Here is a 19,093-nt window from a genome sequence, read left to right on the forward strand (position 1 = left end):
AGGCTATTGATCGTCGGAGATATCGACAACCAGCGCGGTGATGTTGTCCGGCCCGCCGGCCTCGTTGGCCGCGGCGATCATGGCTGCGCACGCATCCGACGGTTCGGGATCCGAGTCGAGAATCGCGGCCAGAGTGGCGTCGTCGAGGACACCGTGCAATCCGTCGCTGCACAGCAGGATCCGATCACCCGGCAGCAGATCCACGGTGGCGGTGTCGGGCAACGGATCCGGAATCATCGCCACGTGCCGGGTCAGGATGGCGCGGGTGGGGTGTTGTTCGGCCTCCTCGGGCGAGACCTCGCCCGCGTCGATCAGGTCCTGAATCACGCTGTGATCGCGGGTCAGCTGTTCGATCTTGTTGTCGCGGAACAGATATGCGCGGCTGTCGCCGAGGTGAGCCAGCAGTGCGCGTGACCCGGCGACGACGGCAGCCACCACGGTCGTGTTGGCGCCGGCGGCGCGGGTGTCGGTGGCCGCGTAGGTGCGAAAGTCGTTGCAGTAGTCGATCATTGCCTGTCCCAGTAACTCGGCTGTGGCGTCGTCGTCCGGCTTGAGATGGCGGGCCACATAGGTGGGCAACAGTTCGACAACCAGGTGGGCGGCCAGCGCGCCGTCGGTGCTGCGGGCCACCCCGTCGGCGACGATGAACAGCGACTGATCGGCGTCGACGCCCCAATGGTCCTGGTTGGTGGCGCGCAGTCGACCCACGTCACTCAGACCCGCGAACTGGACCTTGCCGGATGTCGTGTCACCGCCGGGCGCGTTCGCGTTCTCCGGCAGCGTGGGGTCACGGTCTGTGTCGATGGGTGAGCACGATACCTGGCTGTCAGGTGTCGAATTCGATCGGCAGGGTGACGGGCCCACCCAACGCGCTCACCCGGTTCCACAGGGCGGGCCCGGTGCGTCGGGCATTCGGCATCCGCCGGGTCATCACCGCCAGCGCTTCGGCCAACTCGAGACGGGCCAGGTTGGCGCCCAGGCAGTAGTGCGCGCCGCCGCCGAACGTTTGCATCGGTGCGGCTCCCACGCGGGTGATGTCGAGACGGTCGGGATCGTCGTAGACGGCGGGGTCGCGGTTGGCGGCGCCGGTGTTGACGACGACGATGGTGCCCGCCGGAATCGTGACGCCGGCGAGTTCGACGTCCTGTACGGCGATGCGCAAGGTGACGAACGACATCGGCGAGTGACGGATCAACTCGTGGACGGCGCCGGCGGCGAGTTCAGGCTGCCGGCCCAGCAGTGCCCACTGGTCGGGGTGATCGCAGAGCACGTGCACCGCCGCAGCCAGTTGCAAGCGGGTAGTGTCGGTACCTGCCAGCAGCAACGCGGCGACCATGTTGCGCAGTTCATCGCCATTGAGGCGGTCGCCGTCGTCCTCGGCGCGGATCAGCTCGGAGATCAGGTCGTCTTTGAGTGCCCGGCGCCGGTAGGCGAGCATCTCGTCGAGGTAGGCGTCGAATGCCTCCCACGCTGCCAGAATTTGCGGCGCCTGGCTCGCGGCGTTCCAGCCGAAGGCCTCCATGATGTCATCGGCCCAGTCCGAAATCAGCTCCCAGTCCTCGGGTGGCGCGCCGATCAATGCGCAGATGACCGGAATGGGATATTGCCGGGCGATGTCGGTGACGACGTCGCATCGCCCGCTCGCGCTCACGCTGTCGACCAACCCGGTGATGATGTCGACGATCGTCGTGCGTAACCGTGCCGTCGCCTTGGGTGTGAAGGCTTTACTGACCAGTCGGCGCAGCCGATGGTGCTGTTCGCCGTCGAGACTGATGATGAGATCGCCGATGCGGTCCCACAGCGGTCCGGACGTAATTCCCTGCGCCGCAAGGAACATGCCCTGCGGTACCCGGAAACGCGGGTCGCGGAGTGCGGTGTGGACGAGGTCGTAACTCAGCAACTCGGGTCCGTAGGCGCCGACGGCGATCGGCGACTCCGCGCGGACGCGCTGAATGATCGCGTGAGCGTCGTCTGGGTGCTGGGCGGATTCGTAGTCGACGGTCGGAAGCCCGGCTTCGAAAACACCGGGGCACTGGGTCGTGACGGTCATGGAGATCCTCCTCGAGTCGGTTCGAAATCGACTATCTGGTGTTCGGGGCCGCGCATCATCGGGGAGAACGCGGAAATCCGAAGACGGCGTATCTGCGGCTACGGCGACGAAAGCGCGAGCAGGGTTCGCCCTGAGCGCAGAGTGAATGCGCCCCCGCTACGGGGTTTCCACGATGTTTTGCAGCCCTTCGCCAGCGGATGCTGGCTAGCATGACCGAGACTGATCCACGTGCGGATCCGCCGTCGTTGACCTGGAATGAGTTGGTCGTGGGTGAGCTGCCAACCGGCACGGTGACGCTGCTGCTCGCCGACGTCGAGAACTCCACGCGGTTGTGGGAAACCCAACAGGAGGAGATGACGGCGGCTGTTGCCCGTTTGGACCGGGTGCTGGACGAACTACTCGTCGTACACGGCGGGGTGCGGCCCGTGGAGCAAGGCGAGGGCGACAGCTTTGTGGTCGCGTTCGCCCGCGCCACCGCTGCGGTTGCGTGCGCACTGGCGTTGCAGCGGGCGCCGCTCGCTCCGATCCGGTTACGCATCGGCCTGCACACCGGTGAGGTGCAGCTACGGGATGAGGGAAACTACGTCGGCCCGACCATCAACAGGACGGCGCGGCTGCGCGATCTCGCCCACGGCGGCCAGACGGTGCTGTCCGGCACCACCGAAGACATCGTCGTAGACTCGCTGCCGCCCGATGCGTGGCTGACCGACCTCGGCAGGCACGAACTGCGCGGAATCACGCGTCCCGAACGGGTGGCCCAGCTGTGCCACTCCGACATCAACAACGACTTCCCGCCGCTCAAAACATCCAGACACGTTGGCGCTGAACATCTTCCGGTTCAACTGACGAACTTCATCGGCCGGGGCGCCGAGATCGACGGGGTGAAGCAGATCCTTGCAGGCAACCGGCTGATCACCCTGACCGGTGCCGGCGGCGTGGGTAAGACCCGGCTTGCCATCCAGGTGGCGGGGCAGGTAGCCGCCGATTTCGGCAACGGCTCCTGGTATGTCGACCTCACGCCGATCACCGATGCCGATCTGGTGCCGGACGCGATGATGGGTGCCTTCGGTTTGGCCGATCAACCGAGCCGTTCCACTACCGAAGCGTTGACCCGGTTCATAGCAGACCGTCAAATGTTGGTGGTGCTGGACAACTGCGAACACCTTCTCGACGCGGTTGCCGCACTGGCGGTCGCGCTGCTGACCCCATGCCCCGGGTTGACGTTGTTGGCGACCAGTCGCGAGCCGATCGACGTGCCAGGTGAGGTGACCTGGCGGGTGCCGTCCCTGTCGCTGGATGACGATGCGGTCGCGCTGTTTGTCGATCGGGCGCGGCGGGTGCGATCCGATCTGGACATAGCCGACGCCAAAGTCCTTGCAATCAAGGAGATCTGCCGTCGCCTGGACGGCATGCCGCTGGCCATCGAATTGGCGGCGGCGCGAGTGCGGGCGTTGTCACTCGACGAGATCGTCGACAGCCTGCACGACCGCTTCCGGTTGCTGACCGGCGGCGGGCGCCTCGCCGTGCGTCGCCAGCAGACGTTGCGCGCGTCGGTGGACTGGTCGCACGCGCTGCTGACCGACTCCGAGCGGGTGCTGTTCCGACGCCTCGCCGCATTCCAGGGTGGATTCGACCTCGCCGCCGCGCGTGCTGTCGCCGGAGACACCGGGATCGAGCGGTACCAGGTCCTCGACCAGCTCACTCTGCTGGTGGACAAGTCACTGGTGGTGGCCGACGACACCGGCGGTCAGATGCGTTATCGCCTGTTGGAGACCGTGCGCCAGTACGCCTCGGAAAAGCTCGGTGAATCCGGCGAGGAGGACGCTGTGCGGGCACGTCACCGGGACTATTACCTGGCGATGGCTGCCGTGCTCGACGCGCCCGCCGCCACCGGCCACCAGCACCGGGTCGAGCAAACAGAATCCGAGATCGACAACCTGCGCGGGGCTTTCACCTGGAGCCGCGACAACGGTGACATCGAGTCGGCCTTGCAGCTCGCGACGTCGCTGCAGCCGCTGTGGCTCACGCGCGGCCGCCTGCGGGAAGGAATGAGGTGGATCGACGAGGCGCTCGCCGACGCGGACTCCGCTGATCGCGAGGTCGCACCGGCGGTGCTGGCGCGAACGCTGGGCGACGCGGCCTTGTTCGACGGCTGGCTCGGTCTGCCGGCGCGGATGGAACAGGCCACCGAAGCGCTCGCGATCGCTCGCCGACTCGACGACCCTGTGCTGCTGGTCCGTGCCCTCACTGGCTGCGTCGCTACCGCGGCCGCTTTGAACCCAGAGCAGGCAGAAACATTCTTCGTCGAAGCCATCGATTTGGCGCGCGCCCTGGGCGACAACTGGAGACTGAGCCAGCTACTCGGCTTCCAAGCCTATGCGGCGTCTATGGCCGGCAGCTCGATCGCGGAGCACGCGGCCGCCGAAGGGCGCGAACTTGCCGACGCGATCGGTGACCGGGTCGCCTCGGGCCAGTGCCGTTTGTACGGTATTGCCGGCGGGCGCACGATGCGTGGCGACCTGCAGGGCGCTGAGGACGAGGTCCGCGATGTACTCGCCGACGCTGATGCGGCCGGCGACTTGCTGACCAGGTTCAACGCCCTGATTGCGCAAAGCTTTGTGCTCGGGTGGCAGGGCAAGACAATCGCGGCGCTCGCTGCCGCGGAGGCGGCGATCGAGTCCGCCGCCGAGCTCGGCGCGTCCATCGAGGGACTCGGTTATCTGGCGCTGGGTGCAGCGCACCTGGCCGCGGGAGACGCCGTGGCCGCCAAGGACGCTCTGGCAAAGGCCTACGGCCGGATACCGGATGCCGGCTTTTCGTCGACGAACCTGATGTGGAGAGCTGACACCGAGCGCACGACAGGCGACATCGGCACGGCCCGCCTCTGGGCCGATCAGGCGGTGTCGGTGACCGCGGGATATTTCCGGATGCTCGCGTTGAATGCCCGTGTCCGCGTGGCTCTCGCCGAGAACGATTGGGCAGCCGCCGAGCGCTATGCGAATGAGGCTTTGGCGTGTGCTTCCGATACCGGGGCGCAGCTGGGCGCGCCCGATGTCTTCGAGGGACTTGCCAGGCTGGCCGCGCGAGGTGCGAGCCATGTGGAAGCGGCCCGACTCTTCGGCGCGGCCGCGGGTATCCGCCAGCGCACCGGCGAGGTGCGGTATGCAATCCATCAGCCCGACTACGAAGCCTCGGTTGCGGCGCTGCGAGAGGCGATGGGAGACAACGACTTCGACGTAGCCTGCGTAGAAGGAGCCGGGCTCTCCACCGAGGAGGCGATCGCTTATGCGCGGCGCGGCCGCGGCGAGCGCAAACGCCCGTCCACCGGCTGGGGCTCGCTGACCCCGGCCGAACTCGACGTCGTCCGGCTGGTCAGCGACGGCCTGGGCAACAAGGACATCGCCGCAAGGCTTTTCGTCTCACCGCGCACCGTCGAGACCCACCTCACCCACGTCTACACCAAGCTGGGCCTGACGTCCCGTGTCCAACTCGCCCAGGAAGCCGCGCGTCACTAACTCCCGCGAGCAGACGCAAAAGCACCCAAAACGTGCCGTTTTGGGGCGCTTTTGCGTCTGCTCGCGCTTAAAGGTCGAGATAGCGCTCCAGGTTGCGGTGCATGTTGATCACCCGACGTTCCTCGTTGGACAACACCAGGTGCGTCAAGCCGGGCTGATGCAGGCCGCGCTGCAGCCCCGGCAACACCCGGATGTCCTGGGTCAGAACGATTCCCGGTTCGGCATCGGCGGCCGACATCCGCATATCGGTGGGCCTGTTACGCGGCGCTCCCGGTGGCATCCGAGTCATCAGGAACATGGTCAACTCGCCGTGGTCCGGATCCGGGCCGGGCCGCGACGTCATGATCGTCAGGTGGTCGGCGTTGACCAGGAACGTCATGTTCGGGAACACGTTGTACTGGTGCAGGCGCGTGATGCGGTCGGTGTCGGCCCAGTCCAGATCCACCCCGCGTCCGGCCGCGAACTCCCGGGTGCGGGCCGCGATCAGGTCAGCGACGGTCTGATCCCCCGTGCGCTCGGGAAAAGGCGTGCCCTCGGCCGCACCCATCAGCGCGCCCTGGGTGTACACGTAAGCGTCCCAGACCTCCTCGTCGGTCAGGGCACCCTCGAACCGCGGGCTCTGCACACCGTAGGGCTGGTCGGACTTACCCGCGTGGAGCCAAATCTGTTGCGGCGCATGAATATCGTCGACACAGCGCAACAACTCGGGATGCAGCGTCTGGATATGATAGGTCTCGCTGTACCCGTCGGCGATCGTCTTCCAGTTGGCCTCGACCTCGACCGTCAACGTTGCGTAGCAACGGAAGTCGTCAATGTTGCACCAGGCGATGTCGGCCGGAACAGCGTCCAGGTATTCGATCAACGGCATCGCCTCGACGTCGAGGTTGACGAAGACCATGCCTCCCCAGGTGTCGACGGCGGCGGGCAGCAACGGGAATTCGGACATCTTCAGCGACCCGAAGCCCTTGCGGTTGGGCACCCGCTTGAGCATCCCGGCCAGGTCCCACGTCCAGCCGTGGTACCCGCACTTGAGTTCGCGCAGCCCTGAACCCGAGCCGACGCACAACGAGTTGCCGCGGTGGCGGCACGCGTTCTGGAAGGCGCGCAGCACCCCGTCGTCACCGCGGACGATCAGCACTCCATATGGGCCGCAACGGTATTCGAAGTAGTCACCCGCCTCGGCGACGTGGTCCACCATGCAGGCGACCTGCCAAACCCTCGGCCACATCCGCTCGATCTCCAAAGCGGCGAACGCCGGTGAGTAGTAGCGCTCGGCGGGCACCAGGGTCGGAGACGCGGGCGGGTCGCCGATAGCGTCCTCGTCGCGCACCCGGGCCGGGTTGCCCGCCATCACGTCCACAGACGAAACCCTAACGCGCGCCACGCACCAATCGTCCCGGCCGGGCGCCAGTGTCGACGTCCTTGCGGCGGGTCACGGTGCCGCTGACGATCGTCGCGTCGTATCCACTCGCGCCCTGCAGGATTCGGTTTCCGCCCGCCGGCAGGTCCCACGCCATCGCCGCAGGGTGCAGCGTCAGCGCGTTCATGTCGATGACGTTGAGGTCGGCTTTTTTGCCGCGCTCGATGGTGCCGCGGTCGGTGAGGCCGAACAGATGCGCGGTGTCGCGGGCTTGTTTGCGGATCACGTATTCCAGTGACAACTTGTCCCCGCGGTGCCGGTCACGCGCCCAGTGCGTCAGCAGGAACGTGGGATAGGAAGCGTCGCAGATCATTCCGCAATGCGCGCCGCCGTCCGACAGGCCCAGCACACCGGCCGGATGCAGCAGCATCTCCCGGATCGCGTCGTGGTTGCCGTCGGCGTAGTTGAACAGCGGCAGCATCAGCATCGCGCTCGCGTCCCGCTCCAGCATCAGGTCGTAGAGCGTCGAGAGCGGGTCTTCGCCGCGCGCCTGCGCGATCGCCTGGACCGTGCGGTCCGGCGTGGGCTCGTAGTCGGGCGGGTTCCCCAGCGCGTAAAGCCGGTGCAGCGAGTGCTGCACCAGGGCGAACATGCCGTCGAACAACAGGGACGGATCAACCGGAAGATCGTCCTCGGCCAGGATCGCGGCTTTCACCGCGGGGTCGGCCAGACGCTGCGCGAGCTCCTCGCGGCCGCACTCGGTTTTCAGTCGCCGGTAGGTCGGCCGGTGGCTGAACCCGTGGTGGCCCTGGAAGCCGATCATCATGCCGAACGGACGCGCCGCGATCTGCGGGTACAGGCGGGCGCCTGCGGAGTGTGCATCCGCCGACAGATCCAGCATCTCCCGCCACAACCCGGGGTCGGCATCCACCTGGATCAGCGCGAACGACACCGGACGGTCGATCTCGGCGCCGAGTCGCCGCATCCACTCGAGCTCCTTCTTGGGTGCGATGATGTCCTCCCCCGCCGAGCCCTGCGGGGCGAGTTCGAAGACCGCCTGGCCGCCCGCGGCCATGGCCCGACCCAGGCCGAACAGTTCGTCTTCGGCGGCAAAAGTGCCGGGTACGGGTTCGCCATCCATGGCGCGGTGCCCCATCGTCCGCGACGTCGAGAACCCGAGTGCGCCCGCCTCGACCGCCTCGGTGACCAGACGCCCCATCGCTTCGATGTCCTCGGGCGTGGCCGGCTCGTTGCGGGCACCCCGCCCGCCCATCGCGTAGGCGCGGATGGCGCCGTGGGCGACCTGGCTGCCGACGTCGATCGAGAACTGCTGCTTGTCGATGGCGTCGAGATACTCGGGGTAGGTCTCCCAGCCCCAGGTGATGCCTTCGGTGAGCGCGGTGCCGGGAATGTCTTCGACGCCTTCCATCAGGCTGATCAGCCAATCCTCGGTTCCCGGTCGCACCGGCGCGAAGCCGACGCCGCAGTTGCCGGTGACCACCGTGGTGACCCCGTGGCCACTGGACGGTTCCAGCGAACTGTCCCAGCTGACCTGTCCGTCGTAGTGCGTGTGGATGTCGACGAATCCCGGCGCCACCACACGTCCGGTCGCGTCGATGGTCTCGGCGGCCTCGCCGGCGAGTTCCGCGGAATCCGTGCCGCGACGGAAGACCTCGACGATCTTTCCGTCCCTGATGCCGAGGTCGGCGCGGTAACGTTCGGCGCCGGTTCCGTCGACGACGGTGCCACCGATGATTTTCAGGTCGAACATGATGCCTCCAGGGCAGCGAACCAGGGCCGAATGGTTATTTCGCTACGATGCGTAGCGTATGTACTGACGACGGTAGGCGCCCGGCTCGCCCGAGTCAATGACTCAGGAGGCGGTCAGATGACGCCAGGTCAACGTGACCTGCGTGCCGTGCGGCGTGCCGTCGATCCTGGCCGTGTCGGCCAGCGCACGCATCAGCGGAATGCCGCGGCCGCGGGCCAGCTCCGCCGGGCTGCCGTGCTGGCGCCACCGCCCCTGATCGTTGACGGTCACCGCCAGGGTGTCCGAATCGGGGTCGTAGGCCGCGCGGACATCCATGGTTCCCTGGTCAGGGGAGTCGGGGTAAGCGAATTCGGCGGCGTTCGCCAGCGCTTCGCTGACGGCCAGCACCAGGTCGCTGAACCGTTCGGCGCCCAACGTGAAGTGCCGGTCGAGCCAGCTGCGGAACTCGCCGCGGAGCCGGCTCGCGCTGGGCGCGTCGGCGACAACCCGCGTCCGGACGAAGCGAGAACGGTCATCCTGCTGTGGTCTCACGGGGCCGCCGATCAGAGCGTCCGGTCAGCTCCCGTTACGGGATCACGCACCACTGAGCCAGTTCAGCGCGCTGTCGAGGGTGCGGTGCAGCGGAAGCACACTGTCGATACCCATCAGCTTGAGCGGGCGGCTGGTCGCCGGCCCGTCCGCGACCACCGCCATGCGGGTCGGCGGAACGAGTTCAGCCTGCCCGTTGACCAGGACGCTCATGCCGGCGGATGCCAGGAACTCCACTTTCGTCAGGTCGACGATCAGGGCCGCGGGCTTGCCGGCCAGCGCCGTCTGCATAGCGTCGGCCAACTGAGGCGCGCTCAGCATGTCCACTTCGCCCGAGACAGCCAGGACGACGGCTCCGTCCGTCTGGTACTGCTCCACCTCGAAAGTTGTGCGATTGATTGGATCGCCGGGTTGATCGACCATGCTTTATCTCAAATCCGTCCGCCAGGGACACCAATAGTTTTCACACAACCACGCCTTGTGGGGCTGTTGATTCAACCCGCGACAACCGCCATGGATACTGCACTGCCTTGTGCAGCCCTGCGGCAGCCAACGAAATCCAATCCTAGGCCACGCACCAAAATCTTCGACGGGCGCCATTCCGGCAGGTAAACATTCTGCCATCAGTCGGGTCCGGCCGCCTTCCGACCAGCACCGGCCCGTCGCCGCCGTGATCCGGGGGGTGTGCAGGCGAATTCGATCCGACACTTGTGGGCGTTGGTAGCGTCTACGAATGCTCTTTGCCGCGCTGCGCGATATGCAATGGCGAAAGCGTCGCCTGGTAATCGCCATCGTCAGCACCGGACTGATCTTCGGGATGACGCTCGTGATGAGCGGCCTGGCGAATGGATTTCGCGTGGAAGCCCGGCAGACCGTGGATTCCCTGGGTGTCGACGCATTTGTGGTCAAGGACGGTGCAGCTGGGCCTTTCCTGGGGTCGACGCCGTTTCCCGACGTCGACCTGGCGCGGGTGCGTGCGGAGTCCGGGGTCTCGGCCGCGGCACCGCTGGGCTGCGTCGGGACGATCATGCGGGAGGACAAGTCGACCCGTAATGTGACGGCCTTCGGCGCGCCGGAGCGGGGGCCCGGCATGCCGCAGGTGTCCGAAGGTCGGGTCCCGTCGAAACCGGACGAGGTCGCGGCGTCGAGCACGCTGGGCCGACACCTCGGCGACACCTTCCAGGTCGGCGCCCACACGCTGCGGATCGTGGGCATCGTGCCCAACTCGACCGCGCTGGCCAAGATCCCCAATATCTTCCTGACGACCGAAGGTCTGCAGCGGATCGCCTACAACGGCCAACCGATGGTCACCTCGATCGGGGTCAACGGCACCCCGCGTGCGCTGCCGGACGGTTACCGGACCTACGACCGCGCCGGCGCCGTCGACGACCTGATCCGACCGCTGAAGGTCGCGGTGAACTCGATCTCCATCGTCGCCGTGTTGCTGTGGATCGTGGCGGTGCTGATCGTCGGATCGGTGGTCTACCTCTCTGCCCTCGAACGGGTGCGTGACTTCGCCGTGTTCAAGGCGATCGGGACGCCGACTCGCTCGATTCTGGCGGGACTGGCCCTGCAGGCGCTCATCGTCTCGCTGGTGGCGGCCGTGGTCGGTGTGGTGCTGTCGAAGCTGTTGGCGCCGTTGTTTCCGATGGTGGTGGCGGTTCCGACGGCCGCCTATTTGTTGCTGCCGGTGGTGGCGACGGCGATTGGGCTGCTGGCCAGCCTCGCCGGCCTCAGACGGGTGGTGGCCATCGATCCCGCGCTCGCGTTCGGAGGGCCCTGAGCCGTGGGTGATCTGAGCATCCAGAACCTGGTCGTCGAGTACGACAGCGGCGGCTACGCCCTGCGGCCGATCAACGGCCTGAACCTCGACGTGGCAGCCGGTTCGTTGGTGATCCTGCTCGGGCCCAGCGGTTGCGGTAAGACGACGCTGTTGTCCTGCCTCGGTGGCATCCTGCGACCCAAATCCGGGACCATCAAATTCGACTCGGCAGACGGGTGTGTCGACATCACTTCCCTGGAGGGGAAGGCCTTGGCGAAGTACCGCCGCGACAAGGTCGGCATCGTCTTCCAGGCGTTCAATCTCGTCCCGAGTCTAACCGCACTGGAGAACGTGATGGTGCCGCTGCGCGCGGCCGGGATGTCACGTTCGGCGTCGCGCCAACGGGCCACCGAGCTGCTCGAACGGGTCAACCTCGGTGACCGGATGAAGCATCGGCCCGGGGATCTCAGCGGCGGGCAGCAGCAACGCGTCGCGGTGGCGCGGGCCATTGCATTGGATCCGCCGTTGATCCTGGCCGACGAACCGACGGCGCACCTCGACTTCATCCAGGTGGAGGAGGTGCTGCGGCTGATCCGCGAACTCGCCGACGGCGACCGGGTGGTGGTGGTCGCGACGCACGACAACCGCATGCTGCCGATGGCCGACCGCGTGGTCGAGTTGACTCCCGACTTCGCCGACACCAACCGTCCGCCGGAGATCTTTGAGCTGAAGGCCGGGGTGGTGCTGTTCGAGCAGAGCACGATGGGCGAACTGATCTACGTCGTCGTCGAAGGCGAGTTCGACCTGGTGCACGAAATGGCCGACGGCGGTGAGGAATTGATCAAGGTGGCCGGGCCGGGTGACTACTTCGGCGAGATGGGCGTGCTGTTTCACATGCCGCGGTCGGCGACCGCGCGGGCCCGCACCGACGCGAAGGTGGTGGGGTACACCGCTCAGGCGTTCCGGGAGCGATTGGGCGGCGGCGGTATCCGTGAGTTGATCGAACACCGTCAGCTCAGCGAGTGACCCGGGGCGCGGTTTCAAGCGGCAGGTATGGGTGTTTCGGCTGTTGCACGACTTTGGTGTGAGCTCTTGGCGTTGGTGGTGAAGCGAGGGCTTTCATGGTGAGCCCACGGTGGGAAAATCCGCGAAATCCCGCCCAGGCTTCCCCCGCAAAGCCCAGGATTCACACTGAACGCGCAGGTTCGCCGGAACGCGCAGGTTCCGAAACGCGCAGGTTCGCCGGAACGCGGCAGCGAATAACTGTGCGCGCGGCGTTCAGCGATGGTGCTGGGCGAAGAACCGCCAGATGGTGTCGGTGGCGTCCAGCGCGGTCGACGGCTCGGGCAGGCCGAGTCTTTTCGAGACGGGTCCGCGGGCACCGCCGGGCCATTGATGCCCGGCTTCTGCTACCGAAATCAATTGCACGGCAAGGCCATCGGGGCATTCTGCTGTTTCGGTGGTGACCACCCCGGCAGTCGACGAGGTGGGTGGCCCGCACCCGTCGACGGCACGCCAGGTCGCGGTCACCGACGGGACCGGCGGGCCGTCCACGCGCGGGGTCCCGTCTGCCTTCAGCGCTTTGCCCGGTCCACCGTGGTACGGGACGCTGGCGTCCGCGGTGCCGTGGATCTGCAGCACGGAGGTGGGCCGCGCCCGCGCACAATCGGTCACCAAGGTGCCCGCCACCGGGGCGATCGCGGCGAAAAGGTCTGTCTCACATGCCAGCCGCAGCGACATCATGGCCCCGTTGGACATGCCGGTGGCGTAGATGCGGGTCCGATCGATCGGCAGTTGCCGCTGGATGGCAGCGACGACGGCGGTGATGAAGCCGACGTCGTCGAGACGGTCCTGGGACGGGCTGCCGCAGCAGGACCCGGCATTCCAGGCCCGGCCGAGTCCGTCGGGATAGGCGACCACGAAGTGGCCGCTGTCGGCTTCGGTGTCCCAGTGATAGGCACGCTCGGCCTGCGTGCCGCTGCCGTACCCGCCGTGCAGCATCACCACCAACGGCGCCGGGTCCATCAGTCCCTGCGGACGGTAGAGGTGGAAAGTTCTTGTCTTGCCTCCCCATTCGATGCTCTGGGAGGACTGACCCACCGGTATCGCCGGTGCGCCCACCGCGTGGCCGTGACTGAAACATCCGCCGACAAGGACGGCCAGCGTCGCGAGGACGACGATGCCGAGTGCCCGGGTGCGCGGTGCCACCATCGACTCATCGTGACAGCCCAGGCCAAGATTGACAAGCAACTTGTCAATCTGTGGCACACTCTGCAGCCATGCGACGTCTGGTGGATGCGCCGTGGCAACCGACCGTGCCGGCGTTGGTCCAGCTGCTGGCCGCGACCGGGGCCCCGCGGTTGAAAACGGCTTTCGCCCAGGCCGGGCTCGACGGGATCCGTCCGGCCCAGGCGGTAGCCCTCGTCCCGCTGGCCGCCGGTGGCCTGCATGCCTCGGAGCTGGCCGACCGGCTGGCGGTGAGCCGCCAGGCCGTGGCTCAGGCGGTATCGGCGCTGGAACGCCATGACTATGTCTCCCGGGTGGCCAATCCCGACGACGCCCGCACCCTGATCATCGAGCTCACCCCACGCGGTCGCCGTGCGCTGCGGGTGATGCGTTCCAGCGCAGTCGAATTGGAGAACAAGTGGGAACACATTCTGGGTGGGCGCCGACTCGGCGAGTTCCGCGAGATGCTGCAGCTACTGCTGGCCGCCGACACCTAGCGCACGGCCCGAATACCCAGCGCGTTACCCAATGCCCGGCCGGCCTGCGGCAGCCACGCCGCGGCCAGCACCCGAGCCGCCGCCAAGGCGATCAGCATGATCGTGACGCAGACCAGCCCCTCGTCCTTGAGGCCCCACTTCACCGCGGCCAAGATCGCCGCTCCGGCCACACACAACAAGATGCCGACCGCGGTGCCGCGTCGCGCCGACGCGACGGCGTGGGCGCCGTCCCATCCAGGCAACGGATTGTTCTCCAACGCGCGCAGGGCCACGAACAACACGGCCACCACGCCGACCATGAGGGCGAGTTGCACGAGGCTGATCGCCAGGAAGTCGGGTTGTCCCGGGAAGCGCGGGTGTCCGAGGGTGTCGAACAGCACGTGCACGCCCAGCAGCGCCGGCATGTGCCACAGGTACAGCGTCATCGCCCCGGAGTTGCCGATTGCGGTCAGCCACCAGACGCGGGGTCGCCGGGCCCACCGGTCGATCCTCGGCGCGGCAGCAATTGCCAACGCGCTGAGCACAATTGCGTGCCCGGCCAACAGCAGCGACGGAGGACTCATGTTGGCCAGCCGCTGCCCCTCGATGCCGACCAGACTCAACTCATAGGGCCCCCACTGCAGCAGCGCGAGATCTACCGCGAACATCGCCGTGGCAAGGATCACCGCGACCCGGCCGGTGATCAACCGGCGCCGGTAGGCAACGCCGAACATGCCCGGGATCAGCCACGCCGCCAGGTTGAGATAACCGAGCGGGGCCAGCGCGGACCAGTGCAACCGGATGGCGTCGACAACCGCGACCATCGCGTAGACCACAACCACCCCGCCGACCAGTCGGGCCGGGGTGGAAATCCGGTGCAGCACCGGCATCGCCGCCAGCACCAGCACGTACACACCGAGGAACCACAACAGCTGAATGCTGATCCCCGCGACCGGCTCGTACACGTGTCGGGGCAGCACTCGATTCAGTACGACCAGCGCGACCGCCCAGAACGCGAGGTAGTAGAACACCGGCCGGAACAACCGGGTGCAGCGCTTCAACAACCAGCCGCCCCAGTTGGTGCCGGGCTGCCAGGACGCTACGCACGCCGCGGCGCCGGCGAAGAAGAACAGCGGCATGATCTGGAAGATCCAGGTCAGGGCCTGAAACACGACCGAGGTGGTGAGCAGGTTGTCCCAGATGAGTACGCCGCCGCGGATGATGCTGATCGCCATGACCGTGTGACCGATCACCACCCCGACCAACGCGGTGATCCGGATGACGTCGATCGCGCGGTCGCGGTCGACCGGCGTGCTTGCCTCCAATTCAGCGGCGCGCGGAAAGCCCAAAAAAGTTGTCATGAAAGCAGCTTGGCTGTCCGGCGCCCGCCGACACCTGCGTAGTACTACTCGTTCTAGGACTGATGGGCCAGGGTGAAGAAGACGTAACCGAGACAGATCAGGAAGTTCAGCGCGACCAAGACCAAGCCGGCACAGACCAGCGCGTGCTTACAGCGGCGCTGCAAGTGCACGAATTTCGCGGCCTGCTTCTCGCGGTTGTACCGGGTGGCGATCAACGCGAAGTTCACGTCCGTCATTTCCCGGTCGGCGACCACTGACCCGGTGACCAACTGCCGCAGTCGGGTCGGGGGTATGTCCACGCCGACGTGCGCGAAGCGCCGGCTCAGCCGTCGCGCCTGCCTGCGCCCAAGCACCTGACCTCGCATCTGAAGCTGCTGCGAGAGTCGCCGTCGTTCGTCGCCAAAAGGGTTCGACGGGGTCGTCACAAGCCGGAAGTCTATGTCTTTCGTCACATTTTGGGGGAAATAACGGCGTCCAATTTTTCAGCTCGTCTAGCGCAGTTCCTCGGTGGGCACCCCGTAGCGCTCTTGGTAGCCGCGGACCCGGTCGCGAACCTCGCCGGCGTTCAAGCCGGTGTCCGACCAGGTGTAGCGACCGCGTCCGCCGTCACCGGGATGGGCGGCCAGAAAGTCCCGCATGCGCTGCTGGGCGTCCGGCCGCCACTCGCGACCCAGCTTCTGGTAGATGCCGCCGATCGTGGTCCACGGGTCGCCGAGGAAATCCGCGTAGTGCACGTCGATCACCCGGTCGGCAGGCACCGTGCCGCTCGCACGCAGCGCCATTTCGCGCTCGAGACCCACCACGATCTCCTCGTAGGACTGCGCGGCGCATTCGGCGATATCGGATTCGTCGCTGCCCATCCGCCGCAGGTGATGGGTGAGTGCGGCGATCGAGGAGATGACGTTGAGGGGATCGCGGTGTGTCTGCACGATCAGGGCGTCGGGGTATTCGGTGAGTAAGGCCTCGAGTTGCCACAGATGCGCGGGCGATTTCAACAGCCACTGCCCGGGCACGCCGGACTGCAGATGCTGCAGGAAGATGCGGTGGAACCGGTAGGCGCCGGCATGGTCGGCCTCGTACAGCAGCCACCGGTAGTAACTGGGCAGCCGGTACTGCACCGAGAAGATCATGCTGACGAAGTCGCTGGCGGTGATGCGCACGCACTCCTGTCCGACCAGCGCGCCCATCGGGTGGAATTTCAGGAAGCCGGGGATGATCTGCTCCGACATTTCCAGGCTGGCCTGCGTGACGGCGATGCGCGGGTCGTCGTGGTAGGTCTCGGGTTGCGGGACGGGGCAGGGCGCGTCGACCTCCCAGGTCAGGGGGGCGCGCAGGTCGGGATCTTGGGCGAGCAGGTCGTAGAGGATCGTGGTTCCGGTGCGGGGCTGGCCGACGATGAAGATGGGTGCGGCGACGGGCTTTTCGGTGATCCCGGGATTCTGTTTGCGCCAGGCGATCACGTCGAGCCGGTTCTTCAGCGCGCGCATCAGGTCGAGGTAGGCGATCTCGACCCCGATGGCCGACAACCGTGCCTCGGTGACCAGGCCGTCGGCGACCCGTTCGAGTCCGTCGCGCCAGCCGTCGTCGCCGAAGTCGTCGTGTCCGGTTTCCTCGCACGCGGTGGCGATCAGCCGCTCCGGGTCGAATCGCTCCTGCAGCGTCATGGGTGCACCGACACCGTGACGGCGGGCGGGGTCGGGTTGTCCAGCCAGCGCAGCACGATGAAACCGCGATGCCGGCCCCCGGTGTCGAGCCAGTGGCCCAGCCCGAGGTCCCGCTCGGAGATCGCGATGCGGACCCGTCCGTCCGGTCCCGGTTGCACGCCGCGGTTGGTCACCGAACTGTGCCGACGGCGGGGTTCCAGGCACTCGTGCCAGATGCTTTCCAGGGTGACGTTCCAATACCTCGTGTCTGGCGGTTCGATGTCGAGGACCAGCGCCTGCCCGGGCTCGAGGCGATACGTCCCGATCATGTACAGGTTGTCCGGGGTGGTGTCGGCCGCGCCCAGGTCCGCGGCTTCGGCGGTCACCAGCGTGTTGGGGTTGTCCAGCAACTCGGGCTTGATGGTGCGGTGCAGCGTGGCGAGTTTCATCAGCGACCAGGCCATCGCGGTGAACTGCTCGGCCAGCGCGTCGTCGGTCAGCGGTGTGAGCGGGTCGGGGTCGAGGGCCTCGATGCGTAGGGTGGCCAGATCTTCGTCGGCGCGGTCGCCGATGTATTCCCGCACCACCACCGAGGACGCGTCGTCGGGGATCTGCAGCCACTGCGCGCCATCGAGGTCTGCCGGTTGCCGAGCGGACAGTACGATCGCGAATTCGCCTGCTGCTGTGACCAATTGGGTATCGCTGAGGTACCCGGACATCCGCCGCGGCGTCAGCCCGGTGCCGGCAAGGATCTGGATTCCGAGGTAGGCGCTGGTGCCTCGGGTGCCGGTGATCCGATAGCTGCGGTCACCGCGGATCATCGCCAGGTAATAGTTGCCGTCGGGATTCGGGCCGCCGATCATCCGGTTCGGCGAGCACATGTCGAAGAACGCCGGCCGGCTCGAGTCGGCCTCGACGGCCATCTGCGAGCACAGCGACGAGACCCGCGCGATCACTCGCAGTCCTTCGAGGAGCTCCCGCTCGGTTTCGGCATCTTCGGCCACGATATTGGTGACGTCGGCCAGCATCTGCCGGAAGAACTGCCAGGCACCGACCGCCTGCGGTGCGTCGACTTGAGTCATAGTCTCATACTTAGACTATGTCTCACGTTTTGGCGAGTGGTTTCCCGGAGTCGCCCGCCGAGCGCCGGCGCGCAGCGACCCGGCAGCGCATCGCGGCAGCCGCGGCCGCGTTGGTGGCCGACGTCGGTCTGGCCGGGGCGACGGTCGAGCGGATCGCGGACGAGGCCGCCATCGGTCGGGCGACCTTCTTCCGCTACTTCAACTCCAAGGAGGACGCCGTCGCCGAAGGTGTGAACGCGCTCTGGCTGGGGCGGATCACCTCGGCGCTGGCCGCTCAGCCGACCGGCCTGTCCGCCACCGACGCCATCGCCGGCGCCTTCGGGTCCCTCGCCGACAACTTCGTCGAGATCGAGTCCCAGGTACGGGAACTGGCCACCCTCACCAGGTCCTCGGAAACCCTGGACGCCTGGACGCTCCATATCTATGTGCGCTACGAGGCGGCGATCGCCGAGCTGGTCGCCCCACGCATGCACGGGTTGGTGCCGCAGGATCCCCGGCCGCGGCTGCTCGGGGCGCTGGCGATGGCCACCGTGCGCATCGCTCTGGACGACTGGCTGAGCCACGGCGGGTCGCTGCCCGATCGGGTTCGCGCCGGGCTGGCCTCGATCGCCATCGGCTAGCGGCTGAGCGCATCCACGATCAGGCGCGTGCTCAGTTCGGCACGTCGGCGTGAATAACCCTGTGCGCCAGAAAGAATGGGGTACACCACCCCGCCCACGATGGCATCGGCAGCGGAATCTGCGGTGACCGCGTCGATGCCGTGCGCGAGCAGTCGCGTCCGGACGCTGGCGTGCAACGGCGCACTGAACCCGGCCCGCAACCTGTCGGCGGTCTCCTCGTGTTCCATGCAGGCGACGGTCAGCGTCCGCAGCATGGCCGAGCCACGGGTCGTCGTGAGGGTGGCGGCGAGCTTGCCGACCCACTCCACCAGGTCGGCGGACAGGTCGTCGGTGTGGTTCATCGAGGCCAGGATCTTGTCGGCATCCTCGAGCATCACGTCGGCGACGAGTACCGGTCGGCTGCGCCACCAGCGGTAGATGGTCTGCTTGCCCACCCCGGCGCGGGCGGCGACCGCCTCGATGGTCAGGCCGTCGAATCCGCGCTCGAGAAGCAACTCACGCGTGGCGGTCACGATGGCCGTGCGCGACTTCTCGCTTCGGCGGCGCGGCGTGAGATCGGTCGTCATGCGGTGGTCCTCGCTCGTGGCACCGGCTTTACACACGTTGCGCTGGGCCGTAATGTCCCACAAGACGAGACGGTTCGTCTTGTAAGACGAGAGGATAGCAGCTGGTGCGGCCGAAGCCGAGTCCCATTGCGGG

Annotated in this window: 17 protein-coding genes; 5 read left to right on the top strand and 12 right to left on the bottom strand. The window is 67.0% G+C overall.

All coding sequences use genetic code 11. The features are described from left to right. Positions 1 to 3: 3 nt before the first annotated feature. Both AC5Y47_RS09950 and AC5Y47_RS09955 read right to left on the bottom strand, forming a co-directional pair. Entirely contained in the window at positions 4 to 708 is a 705-nt protein-coding gene (locus AC5Y47_RS09950) for a PP2C family protein-serine/threonine phosphatase (protein WP_499943784.1), read from the bottom strand. A gap of 118 nt (positions 709 to 826) precedes the next feature. Beyond that, positions 827 to 2,050: a cytochrome P450 gene (locus tag AC5Y47_RS09955; protein WP_499943785.1), complete on the bottom strand. Its 1,224-nt coding sequence runs from the start codon at positions 2,048 to 2,050 to the stop codon at positions 827 to 829. 209 nt (positions 2,051 to 2,259) lie between these two features. Here AC5Y47_RS09955 and AC5Y47_RS09960 point away from each other — a divergent pair, with 209 nt between their 5' ends. Then, on the top strand, positions 2,260 to 5,565 hold the full coding sequence (locus tag AC5Y47_RS09960) for a helix-turn-helix transcriptional regulator (RefSeq protein WP_499943786.1): 3,306 nt from the start codon (positions 2,260 to 2,262) through the stop codon (positions 5,563 to 5,565). Positions 5,566 to 5,632: 67 nt separating this feature from the next. Here the strand turns inward: AC5Y47_RS09960 and AC5Y47_RS09965 are convergent, their stop codons facing one another. The 4 genes from AC5Y47_RS09965 to AC5Y47_RS09980 all read right to left on the bottom strand — a co-directional run bounded on the left by AC5Y47_RS09965 (position 5,633) and on the right by AC5Y47_RS09980 (position 9,647). Continuing rightward, a complete protein-coding gene (locus AC5Y47_RS09965; protein ID WP_499943787.1) occupies positions 5,633 to 6,925 on the bottom strand; it encodes an aromatic ring-hydroxylating oxygenase subunit alpha in 1,293 nt (430 codons plus the stop codon). A gap of 10 nt (positions 6,926 to 6,935) precedes the next feature. Then, positions 6,936 to 8,696 (bottom strand): N-acyl-D-amino-acid deacylase family protein, encoded by a 1,761-nt coding sequence (locus AC5Y47_RS09970; RefSeq protein ID WP_499943788.1) that lies wholly within the window; start codon positions 8,694 to 8,696, stop codon positions 6,936 to 6,938. Between the two features lie 102 nt (positions 8,697 to 8,798). Next, a complete protein-coding gene (locus tag AC5Y47_RS09975) occupies positions 8,799 to 9,227 on the bottom strand; it encodes an ATP-binding protein (protein WP_499943789.1) in 429 nt (142 codons plus the stop codon). Positions 9,228 to 9,269: 42 nt separating this feature from the next. Continuing rightward, on the bottom strand, positions 9,270 to 9,647 hold the full coding sequence (locus tag AC5Y47_RS09980; RefSeq protein ID WP_499943790.1) for an STAS domain-containing protein: 378 nt from the start codon (positions 9,645 to 9,647) through the stop codon (positions 9,270 to 9,272). A gap of 310 nt (positions 9,648 to 9,957) precedes the next feature. On the opposite strand from AC5Y47_RS09980, the gene AC5Y47_RS09985 reads away from it, so the two are divergent. Next, positions 9,958 to 11,007, top strand: coding sequence for an ABC transporter permease (locus AC5Y47_RS09985; protein ID WP_499943791.1), 1,050 nt, complete (start codon positions 9,958 to 9,960; stop codon positions 11,005 to 11,007). Between the two features lie 3 nt (positions 11,008 to 11,010). Further along, positions 11,011 to 12,012: an ATP-binding cassette domain-containing protein gene (locus tag AC5Y47_RS09990; protein WP_499943792.1), complete on the top strand. Its 1,002-nt coding sequence runs from the start codon at positions 11,011 to 11,013 to the stop codon at positions 12,010 to 12,012. 252 nt (positions 12,013 to 12,264) lie between these two features. On the opposite strand, the gene AC5Y47_RS09995 is transcribed toward AC5Y47_RS09990, so the two are convergent. Further along, on the bottom strand, positions 12,265 to 13,197 hold the full coding sequence (locus AC5Y47_RS09995; protein ID WP_499943793.1) for an extracellular catalytic domain type 1 short-chain-length polyhydroxyalkanoate depolymerase: 933 nt from the start codon (positions 13,195 to 13,197) through the stop codon (positions 12,265 to 12,267). A 68-nt stretch (positions 13,198 to 13,265) separates the two neighbouring features. On the opposite strand from AC5Y47_RS09995, the gene AC5Y47_RS10000 reads away from it, so the two are divergent. Beyond that, the gene (locus AC5Y47_RS10000) at positions 13,266 to 13,709 is read left to right on the top strand and encodes a MarR family winged helix-turn-helix transcriptional regulator (RefSeq protein ID WP_499943794.1); all 444 of its coding nucleotides are present in this window, start codon (positions 13,266 to 13,268) and stop codon (positions 13,707 to 13,709) included. Here the strand turns inward: AC5Y47_RS10000 and AC5Y47_RS10005 are convergent. The 4 genes from AC5Y47_RS10005 to AC5Y47_RS10020 form a co-directional block, all read right to left on the bottom strand. Beyond that, positions 13,706 to 15,049 carry an acyltransferase family protein gene (locus AC5Y47_RS10005; RefSeq protein WP_499943795.1) on the bottom strand — a complete coding sequence of 448 codons (1,344 nt, stop codon included), beginning with the start codon at positions 15,047 to 15,049 and terminating at the stop codon, positions 13,706 to 13,708. The genes AC5Y47_RS10000 and AC5Y47_RS10005 overlap by 4 nt on opposite strands. A 53-nt stretch (positions 15,050 to 15,102) precedes the next feature. Further along, positions 15,103 to 15,414, bottom strand: coding sequence for a hypothetical protein (locus AC5Y47_RS10010; protein ID WP_499943797.1), 312 nt, complete (start codon positions 15,412 to 15,414; stop codon positions 15,103 to 15,105). A gap of 126 nt (positions 15,415 to 15,540) precedes the next feature. Continuing rightward, positions 15,541 to 16,713 carry a sulfotransferase family protein gene (locus tag AC5Y47_RS10015; RefSeq protein WP_499943798.1) on the bottom strand — a complete coding sequence of 391 codons (1,173 nt, stop codon included), beginning with the start codon at positions 16,711 to 16,713 and terminating at the stop codon, positions 15,541 to 15,543. Continuing rightward, entirely contained in the window at positions 16,710 to 17,774 is a 1,065-nt protein-coding gene (locus tag AC5Y47_RS10020; RefSeq protein ID WP_499943799.1) for a DUF1214 domain-containing protein, read from the bottom strand. Before AC5Y47_RS10020 ends, AC5Y47_RS10015 begins: the two co-directional genes overlap by 4 nt. Before the next feature lie 17 nt (positions 17,775 to 17,791). Here AC5Y47_RS10020 and AC5Y47_RS10025 point away from each other — a divergent pair, with 17 nt between their 5' ends. After that, positions 17,792 to 18,394 carry a TetR family transcriptional regulator gene (locus tag AC5Y47_RS10025; RefSeq protein WP_499943800.1) on the top strand — a complete coding sequence of 201 codons (603 nt, stop codon included), beginning with the start codon at positions 17,792 to 17,794 and terminating at the stop codon, positions 18,392 to 18,394. Here the strand turns inward: AC5Y47_RS10025 and AC5Y47_RS10030 are convergent. After that, on the bottom strand, positions 18,391 to 18,960 hold the full coding sequence (locus tag AC5Y47_RS10030; protein WP_499943801.1) for a TetR/AcrR family transcriptional regulator: 570 nt from the start codon (positions 18,958 to 18,960) through the stop codon (positions 18,391 to 18,393). The two genes, AC5Y47_RS10025 and AC5Y47_RS10030, sit on opposite strands and share 4 nt — an antisense overlap. Positions 18,961 to 19,093 lie beyond the last annotated feature (133 nt).

The organism is Mycobacterium sp. NGS22, assembly GCF_059813095.1.

What these genes read in the sequence shown, in the direction of transcription:
- AC5Y47_RS09955 (WP_499943785.1), bottom strand. Translation starts at nt 2,050, where the DNA reads ATGACCGTCACGACCCAGTGCCCCGGTGTTTTCGAAGCCGGGCTTCCG.
- AC5Y47_RS09960 (WP_499943786.1), top strand. Translation starts at nt 2,260, where the DNA reads ATGACCGAGACTGATCCACGTGCGGATCCGCCGTCGTTGACCTGGAAT.
- AC5Y47_RS09970 (WP_499943788.1), bottom strand. Translation starts at nt 8,696, where the DNA reads ATGTTCGACCTGAAAATCATCGGTGGCACCGTCGTCGACGGAACCGGC.
- AC5Y47_RS09980 (WP_499943790.1), bottom strand. Translation starts at nt 9,647, where the DNA reads ATGGTCGATCAACCCGGCGATCCAATCAATCGCACAACTTTCGAGGTG.
- AC5Y47_RS09985 (WP_499943791.1), top strand. Translation starts at nt 9,958, where the DNA reads ATGCTCTTTGCCGCGCTGCGCGATATGCAATGGCGAAAGCGTCGCCTG.
- AC5Y47_RS09995 (WP_499943793.1), bottom strand. Translation starts at nt 13,197, where the DNA reads ATGGTGGCACCGCGCACCCGGGCACTCGGCATCGTCGTCCTCGCGACG.
- AC5Y47_RS10000 (WP_499943794.1), top strand. Translation starts at nt 13,266, where the DNA reads ATGCGACGTCTGGTGGATGCGCCGTGGCAACCGACCGTGCCGGCGTTG.
- AC5Y47_RS10005 (WP_499943795.1), bottom strand. Translation starts at nt 15,049, where the DNA reads ATGACAACTTTTTTGGGCTTTCCGCGCGCCGCTGAATTGGAGGCAAGC.
- AC5Y47_RS10010 (WP_499943797.1), bottom strand. Translation starts at nt 15,414, where the DNA reads ATGCGAGGTCAGGTGCTTGGGCGCAGGCAGGCGCGACGGCTGAGCCGG.
- AC5Y47_RS10015 (WP_499943798.1), bottom strand. Translation starts at nt 16,713, where the DNA reads ATGACGCTGCAGGAGCGATTCGACCCGGAGCGGCTGATCGCCACCGCG.
- AC5Y47_RS10020 (WP_499943799.1), bottom strand. Translation starts at nt 17,774, where the DNA reads ATGACTCAAGTCGACGCACCGCAGGCGGTCGGTGCCTGGCAGTTCTTC.
- AC5Y47_RS10025 (WP_499943800.1), top strand. Translation starts at nt 17,792, where the DNA reads ATGTCTCACGTTTTGGCGAGTGGTTTCCCGGAGTCGCCCGCCGAGCGC.
- AC5Y47_RS10030 (WP_499943801.1), bottom strand. Translation starts at nt 18,960, where the DNA reads ATGACGACCGATCTCACGCCGCGCCGCCGAAGCGAGAAGTCGCGCACG.